The organism is Achromobacter denitrificans NBRC 15125 (assembly GCF_001571365.1).
Classification (GTDB): Bacteria; Pseudomonadota; Gammaproteobacteria; order Burkholderiales; family Burkholderiaceae_B; genus Achromobacter; species Achromobacter denitrificans.
In genome coordinates this window covers 1-1,361 of the sequence record NZ_BCTQ01000090.1, presented here as the reverse complement: position 1 = coordinate 1,361, position 1,361 = coordinate 1, and the positions used below count along the sequence as shown (strand labels likewise).

Here is a 1,361-nt window from a genome sequence, read left to right as displayed (position 1 = left end):
GGGCGTGGCCACGGCGGCGCGTCCGCCGCGCCGCCCCGCCAGCCGGACGGCGGATGCGACGGACGCGGCCCCGATCCGGTCGTCGGCCAGCCGCCGGCCGCCGCCGTCGGACGACGATTGGGAGTCTTTCTGACGGAGCGATCCGCCAATGCTTTGACCATGCAGTAGCGCTATCCCTTTTACGGCCCGGCGGCGGGAAAGCCGCCGGGACGACTACCGGAATACATGGAAATGTTTAGCAATCTGAAGGTGCGCACGGGCCTCATGCTTGCCCAGTTGGCGGTTGCCCTGGCGGCGCTGGTGGCGATCGTCCTGGGTTGGAACGGCATGCGGTCCAGCACCGAGGCCATCAACGCGCTTGATACCTTGAGCGTGCAGCAGGCCAACCTGATCAAGGACGCCTACACGCAGATGCTGCGCGCCACCATCCGCGCCGACATCGCCGCGGCGCAGCGTGCCGCGGGCGACGCCGGCGGCGCGGCCGAGAATACGCGCACGGTGCAGCAGCTGGTGACCGACGCCAAGAAAAAGATGGAAGCCTTCAAGGCCATTCCGAAGAACACGGAACTGGGCAAGGCTTCCGAGGGTGAACTGCTGTCTTCGTTCAACCTGTTCGCGGATGCGCTGCAATCCATGATGGCGGCCCTGGACAAGGGCGATGCGGCCGCGTACCTGAGCTTGAAGAACACCAAGGCGGGCGCCGCCAGCGGCGCCTTCTCGCAACGCCTGAGCGCCTTCGCCGACAACATCACCGCCTACAGCGAAGAACTGGTGGGCTCGGCCCGTTCGCAATCGGCGACCATGGCCATCGTCTACCTGGTGCTGGCGGCCGTGATCCTGGCCGTCTGGCTCGGCGCGTTCCTGTTCATGAACCGGGTCGTCCTGCGCCCCTTGCGCGCGGTCAGCGACAGTTTCGACAAGATCGCCGCCGGCGACCTGACGGTGCGGGTGGACGTGGACTCCACCAATGAGATCGGCACGCTGATGGCGTCGGTCAAGCGCATGCAGGAAAGCCTGACCCGCACGGTGTCGGCGGTGCGTCGCGGCGTGGAGGAAATCAACGTGGGCTCGCGCGAGATCTCCGCGGGCAACACCGATCTGTCCAGCCGCACGGAAGAGCAGGCGGCCTCTCTGGAAGAGACGGCGGCCTCGATGGAGGAACTGGCCTCGACGGTGAAGCAGAACGCGGACAACGCCCGCCAGGCCAACCAGCTCGCGGCCAGCGCCTCGGACGTGGCCGAGCGCGGCGGTTCGGCGGTGTCGGAAGTGGTGAGCACGATGCAGGAGATTTCGGCCAGCTCGCGCAAGATTTCCGAGATCGTGTCGGTGATCGACGGCATCGCGTTCCAGACCAACATCCT

At 66.7% G+C, this 1,361-nt stretch carries 1 protein-coding gene; it reads left to right on the top strand.

Annotated elements, in window-relative coordinates:
* Window positions 1-231 precede the first annotated feature (231 nt).
* Window positions 232-1,361: Tar ligand binding domain-containing protein (locus tag ADE01S_RS30985; protein WP_156494273.1), on the top strand; the 1,130-nt coding region annotated here is incomplete at its 3' end.